At 67.2% G+C, this 6,062-nt stretch carries 7 protein-coding genes and 1 tRNA gene; 3 read left to right on the forward strand and 5 right to left on the reverse strand.

The window, feature by feature from the left end:
* Positions 1 to 18 precede the first annotated feature (18 nt).
* On the reverse strand, positions 19 to 588 hold the full coding sequence (locus AC3A3W_RS16425) for a single-stranded DNA-binding protein (protein WP_487444073.1): 570 nt from the start codon (positions 586 to 588) through the stop codon (positions 19 to 21).
* A 237-nt stretch (positions 589 to 825) separates the two neighbouring features.
* On the opposite strand from AC3A3W_RS16425, the gene AC3A3W_RS16430 reads away from it, so the two are divergent.
* A tRNA-Arg gene (locus AC3A3W_RS16430) sits at positions 826 to 901 on the forward strand.
* 248 nt (positions 902 to 1,149) lie between these two features.
* Positions 1,150 to 1,635, forward strand: coding sequence for a LapA family protein (locus tag AC3A3W_RS16435; protein WP_487444074.1), 486 nt, complete (start codon positions 1,150 to 1,152; stop codon positions 1,633 to 1,635).
* A gap of 56 nt (positions 1,636 to 1,691) precedes the next feature.
* Here AC3A3W_RS16435 and AC3A3W_RS16440 read toward each other — a convergent pair whose 3' ends face one another.
* From AC3A3W_RS16440 to AC3A3W_RS16455, 4 genes are all read right to left on the reverse strand, one after another.
* Positions 1,692 to 2,123: an SRPBCC family protein gene (locus tag AC3A3W_RS16440; protein ID WP_487444075.1), complete on the reverse strand. Its 432-nt coding sequence runs from the start codon at positions 2,121 to 2,123 to the stop codon at positions 1,692 to 1,694.
* A gap of 130 nt (positions 2,124 to 2,253) precedes the next feature.
* Positions 2,254 to 3,093, reverse strand: coding sequence for a sugar phosphate isomerase/epimerase family protein (locus tag AC3A3W_RS16445; RefSeq protein WP_487444082.1), 840 nt, complete (start codon positions 3,091 to 3,093; stop codon positions 2,254 to 2,256).
* Positions 3,094 to 3,107: 14 nt separating this feature from the next.
* A complete protein-coding gene (locus AC3A3W_RS16450) occupies positions 3,108 to 4,322 on the reverse strand; it encodes a dihydrodipicolinate synthase family protein (RefSeq protein ID WP_487444076.1) in 1,215 nt (404 codons plus the stop codon).
* On the reverse strand, positions 4,322 to 5,491 hold the full coding sequence (locus AC3A3W_RS16455) for a Gfo/Idh/MocA family protein (RefSeq protein WP_487444077.1): 1,170 nt from the start codon (positions 5,489 to 5,491) through the stop codon (positions 4,322 to 4,324). The genes AC3A3W_RS16450 and AC3A3W_RS16455 overlap by 1 nt, the downstream gene beginning before the upstream one ends.
* 178 nt (positions 5,492 to 5,669) lie before the next feature.
* Between AC3A3W_RS16455 and AC3A3W_RS16460 the strand changes: the two genes are divergently transcribed.
* Positions 5,670 to 6,062: LacI family DNA-binding transcriptional regulator (locus AC3A3W_RS16460; protein WP_487444078.1), on the forward strand; the 393-nt coding region annotated here is incomplete at its 3' end.

Genomic DNA, 6,062 nt, shown 5'->3' on the forward strand with positions numbered 1-6,062 from the left:
GCCGCATGACCCCGGCGGTCAGGCCGCCGCTCCGGTCAGCTCGCTCGTTTCGGAGTCGAGCTGAAGGGTTTCTCCTGAATCGTCGTCGATGAACACGCCGGTCGCGGCGGCGTCGTGGTCCCCGTCGTCTTCCTCCGCGTCGCCGGCAAGATCGTCCCGGTCGTCGGAGTCAGCAGCCCGCCCGCCGGCGCCCTCACCAGCGGCGGCCGGCCCGGCAGACTGGGGGTTGTTGGCGGCAGTCCGGGTGAAGTTGGCCGAACCCCACATGAGGTCGTGACCCACGGACTCCGCATCTATCTCCGCGACGTGGTAGATCCGGCCTTCCTTTTCCCAGCTGCGCATCTTCAGCCGGCCGACGATGATGACCCGCTGGCCCTTCCTGATGCTGCACCCCATGTTTCCGGCCAGCTGCCGGTAGCCCTGGACTGTGAACCAGTTCGTGTTGCCATCCACCCAGGTGCTGCTGGCACGGTCGTACCGGCGGTCGGTCGACCCGAGGCGGAAGGAGGCCGTTGCCACGCCGCCCGGGGTGGTGGATGTCCTGATCTCCGAGGCAACGAAGCCCCGGACCGTAATGTTGTCGGTCATCTTGGTGTCCTGTCTCGATGTGTCTTGCCCTAGCAGGCATTCCCAGCATCAACCGTCCGCGGCGCCCCCGGGAGAGCCGAAGTCCCGTATGTGGATAAAGCCGGCGGACCAGCACCGCCCCGGGCGAAGGCGTCCAGGGAAAGCGCCCGGGCGAAACGTTCCCGGGCCCTGCCACCGTCGAGCCGGAAGGCAATGTAGACTTTTTGAGGCACCCGGGAACTTGCCGGGCACCCACCTGCCCCAGTAGCTCAGGGGATAGAGCAGCGGCCTTCTAATCCGCCGGTCGGGGGTTCGATTCCCTCCTGGGGCACCAGCCAAAGAGGCTCTGGCCTGCACACTGCAGATCAGAGCCTCTTATTCATTGCAGCCCACTTTCCTCTCGGCAAGCCGCTCCCCGCCCCGCTGCCGCCCCGCGCCGACACGCGGCAGCACAGTATGCCAAGCATGCTTACTATAGGCGCGAAACGTGCCTATGATCGAAGTGGGCGCCGGGACAGTGTTGTGGCGCCGGCGCCCACGCACCCCGCCCTGTTGGGGCGGACACCGGAAGGATTCACTGGCATGCCGCAGAACCGTTCTGATCGCGACCCGTTCGAGGAGCAGGCATCACGCCCTCCGGCGCCGGAACCTGCCGCGACTCCGCCGCCGGAAGCGCCGCCCGAAGGACAGCCGCCTGCCGCCGAGGTGCGGCAGCCCCGGCCCGGCACGGACGCCCTCCCTGGCTATGACGGAACCTCCACCCCGCCTGCGGGCAGATCTGCGGGCAACGGGGAACCAAAGCGCCAGGTCACCCGGGCCGGCATGATCTGGGCCGCGGTTGCATCGGCACTGGTGGTCCTTGTGCTGCTGATCGCCTTCATCCTGCAGAACCAGGAGCTGGTCCAGGTGAAGTTCTTCGGGCTTGAAGGTGCTGTGGCCCTTGGCATCGCGCTGTTCATCGCCGCAGTGGGCGGCGGCGTCCTGGTGGCCATGGCCGGCGCTGCGCGGATCATCCAGCTCCGGGCAGCTGAGCACCGCCGACGGGTATCGGCCGCACGCCGCCGGTAAGAACTCAAACCGACGTCCCAAAACGCGGCTGCCCGCGTTCCGGCTCTGCTCCCCGTTCAGCGTTCCAGATACTCCTTAAGGTTGCCGAGCACCATGTCCCACAGCTTGAAGGATTCCTCCGCCTCGGCGTCGTCCCGGTTATTGCCCTGAACGATGGTGACTCCGGTTCCCTCAATCCTCGGGGAGAGGCGGTACTCCACCGTGTGATAGTTCTCGGGGACGTCCGGGAGACCGCTGAGCGGGCTGTAGTGGCTGATGCGAAGGAGTACATTGGGCCTGCTCTCCAGAACAATGCCCTTGTCCTCGTAGGCCCTCCCCTTCCACTCCCCCGTGAACGTCACCGGATCGCCCTCACGCCACGTCGAGGCGACATTGGTGCCGAGGAAATACTCTTTGACTTCGGCGGGGTCGGTGAGTGCCTTCCAGACCCTTTTCGGCGACACCGCCACAACAACGGACGCGACGGCGTCCTTGCCCCTGCGATTCATCAGCCTGCCTCCTGACCTGAGTGACCATTCATGCGTGTGCATCACCCTACGCGCCGCGGAGAGCGCGGGGAATGGCACCGGCACCGGCCTATCCGGGGCCGGTGCAGGTGCCGGTGCCGGTGACCTCCCTTTAGGCGAAGGGCAGCACGAGTTCCGCGTACCGTTCCTTCATGGTCGCGAGAACGTCGTCGCCGTCGGCGTCCCAGATGCCCTGATTGAAGATTTCCACCTCGATGTCGCCGGTGTAGCCGGCGTCCCTGACCCAGGTGCCGATCGTGGCGAAGTCGATGACGCCGTCGCCCATCATGCCCCGGGACAGCAGCGCGTCGGCGGCGATGGGAAGGTTGAAATCGCACACCTGGTAGGAGGCGATCCGGTTTTCCCGTCCCGCCCGTTCAATCTGCGCCTCCAGCTCCGGATCCCACCACACGTGGAACGTGTCGACGGCGACCCCCACCGCCTCCGCGTCGTACGGGGCCGCAAGATCTAGCGCCTGCCCGAGCGTGGAGATCAGCGCACGGTCCGCGGCGTACATCGGGTGCAGGGGTTCGAGCACCAACCGGATCCCCTGCTCCACCGCAAACGGCACCAGGTCCTCGAGGCGGTCGGCCACGCGCCGACGGGCGGCCACCACGTCCTTCTCCCCCGGCGCCAGCCCGCCGACGACGAGGAACAGGTCCCGGGTGTCCAGCGCCACAGCCTCCAGGACTGCGGCCCTGTTGTCGGCGAGCGCAGCAGCCTGCCCGGCAGCGTCAGTGGCCGTGAGGAAACCGCCCCGGCACAGCGAGGACACGCGGAGTCCGGCATCCTTGATCAGTTTGGCCGCTTTATCCAGGCCCGCCTCGGCAACGATGTCCCGCCATGGCCCGATCGCCGGGACGCCGGCTCGGGCACAGCCGTCAACCGCCTCGGCCAGGGTCCATTTCTTCGTGGTGGCGCTGTTCAGGGACAACCGTGAAAAGTCGGGCAGGGAACCAAAGCCGCTCATACTCCCACTCCGTTGATGCGCAGGTAGTCGGACATCCGGAACGCGGCGAGGGCGGGATCCTTCAGCAGCCCCGCCTTGTCCGCCAGTTCGAATGTTCGGGCAAGGTGCACCACGGAACGGCCGGAGTGCAGCCCGCCGACCATCTGGAAGCCCGGCTGCTTGCCGTTGAGCCAGGACAGGAACGCGATGCCGGTCTTGTAGTAGAAGGTGGGGGCGCTGAAAAGGTGCTTGCCCAGCTCCCGGGTGGAGTCCAGGATCGCGCGGCCCCTGGCGCCGTCGCCGGCGTCATACCTCTGCAGTGCCGCCGACGCTGCCGGATAGATGGCGGCGAAGATGCCCAGCAGGGCATCCGAGTGGCGGGCGCCGTCGCCGTCGATCAGCTCCGGGTAGTTGAAGTCGTCGCCCGTGTACAGCCGGACGCCCTCAGGGAGTGCCGCCCGCAGGGCCACTTCGTGGCCGGCGTCCAGCAGGGACACCTTCACGCCGTCAACCTTGTCGGCGTGCTCCCGGATCAGGGACAGGAAGGTTTCGGTGGCAACAGAAACATCGGAGGAGCCCCAGTAGCCCACCAGCGCGGGATCGAACATGGTGCCGAGCCAGTGCAGGATGACGGGCTTGTCCACTTCGCGCAGGAGCGTCGAGTAGACGTGCAGGTAATCATCCGGACCGGTGGCCACCTTGGCCAGCGCGCGGGACGCCATCAGGATGACCTTCGGCCCCGCTTCACTGACGACGGCGGCCTGCTCGCGGTAGGCGTTCAGGACGGCCTCGATTCCTGCGGCGCCCGCCGGCAGCGCCGCGGGATCCAGCTGGTCCGTCCCGGCACCGCACGCGACGAGGTCCCGGACGCTCTTGCCGGCCGTGGCCGGCCCGCCGGCGGAGACAACGGAGGCGGCCTCGGCCCCCGTGCGCTTGATGAGCTGCTGCGTGGCATCCCAGTCCAGGCCCATGCCGCGCTGCGCCGTGTCCATGGCGTCGGCAACGCCAAGCCCGTAGGACCAGAGCTCATGGCGGTAGGCGAGGGTTGCGTGCCAGTCCAGATGCGCCGGGGCGCCCGGTGTGTTGTCGGCGGCGACTTCCGGGATGACGTGGGCCGCGGCGTACGCCCGCCGCGACGTCAGCGGGCGTACGGGCTTGGACCAGGAGGGGGCGGCCTTGAGGCGGTACTGGCGCGTGCCGCCGTCAGAGGTGGGGAGGATCAGCGATGTCATCAGAGCGTGATCTCCGGGATGTCGACGGTGCGGCGCTCGTCGTTGGACTGCAGTCCGAGTTCGGCGAGCTGGACGCCGCGGGCTGCGGACAGCAGGCCAAAGCGGTGCTCCCGGCCGGCGACGACGTCGCGCAGGAATTCCTCCCACTGCAGTTTGAAGCCGTTGTCGAGCTCCGCGTTGGCCGGAACTTCCTGCCACTGGCTGCGGAAGGACTCGGTGACGGGAAGGTCGGGGTTCCAGACTGGCTTGGGAGTGTGGGCACGCTGCTGTGCGACGCACTTGTTGAGGCCGGCGACGGCGGATCCATGCGTTCCGTCAATCTGGAACTCCACCAGTTCGTCGCGGTAGACCCGGACCGCCCACGAGGAGTTGATCTGGCCAATGACGGGATCGCCCGCCGGGGTTTCGAGTTCGAAAATTCCGTAGGACGCGTCGTCGGCGGTGGCCGCGTACTCCCTGCCGGCCTCGTCCCAGCGGGCCGGGATGTGGGTGGCGGTCTTGGCGTTGACGCTCTTGACCTGGCCGATGATGCCTTCCAGTACGTAGTTCCAGTGGCAGAACATGTCCGTGGTCATGCCGCCGCCGTCTTCCTTGCGGTAGTTCCAGGACGGCCGCTGGGCAGCCTGGACGTCGCCTTCGAAGACCCAGTAACCGAACTCGCCGCGGATGGAGAGGATGCGGCCAAAGAAGCCCTCGTCCACGAGGCGGCGCAGCTTGACCAGGCCGGGCAGGTACAGCTTGTCGTGGACCACCCCGGCCGTAACCCCGGCTTCCTTGCCGATGCGGGCCAGCTCGATCGCCTCTTCCAGCGTTTCGGCCGTCGGCTTCTCGGTGAAGATGTGCTTGCCGGCAGACATGGCCTTCTTCAAGGTGGCAGCGCGCAGGCTGGTCATGGACGCATCGAAGACGACGTCGATTGTGGGGTCGTTGATGACCGCGTCCAGGTCGGTGCTCCACTCGGACACCTTGTGGAGCTCTGCGAGTTCGCGGATCTTGGCCTCATTCCGGCCCACCAGGATCGGCTCGACCTGGACTCTTGTGCCGTCCTCGAGGGTCAGCCCCCCGGCGTCGCGGAGGGGCAGGATGGACCGCAGCAGGTGCTGGCGGTAGCCCATGCGGCCGGTAATGCCGTTCATGGCTATGCGGATCGTCTTTGTTTCGAAGCCCATGTGTCCTCTTCAAGGTAGTCGGCGAAGCGTGTATCAGTCGGGAAAGCGCATTCCCGCTGGTCTCATCATGCATACGCACCACACGCTTGGCAAGCGCTTTCCCCGGTTACTTCGAACTGCAATAATGTGAGCATCGCCGAAGTTGCCCGTAACTGAGGCTGTTGAACAGGAGTTCTTTGTGGCTGCAAGCACGCTGACCGAAGTGGCTCGGCTGGCCGGGGTCTCCCCCGCCACGGCGTCCCGCGTCCTCAACGGGTCCGCCAGGACCCCGGGTCCCGAGATCGCGGAGCGGGTCCGGAAGGCCGCCGAGTCACTGGGCTATGTTCCGAATGCCCAGGCGCAGGGCCTGGCCAAGTCGAGCTCGGGCCTCATCGGGCTGATTGTCCACGACATCGCCGATCCCTACTTTTCGGCCATCGCGCGCGGCGTGCAGGCCGCCGCGCGGGAGCAGCGGAAGATGCTCCTGCTCGCCACCACAGGCGGAACGCCCGAGGACGAGCAGGCGGCCGCCGCCGCCTTCGCCGCGCGCCGGGCGGACTCGATCGTGATAGCCGGATCCCGCTCCACCCGG

The sequence above is a fragment of the Arthrobacter sp. Soil_N43 genome (assembly GCF_057655195.1).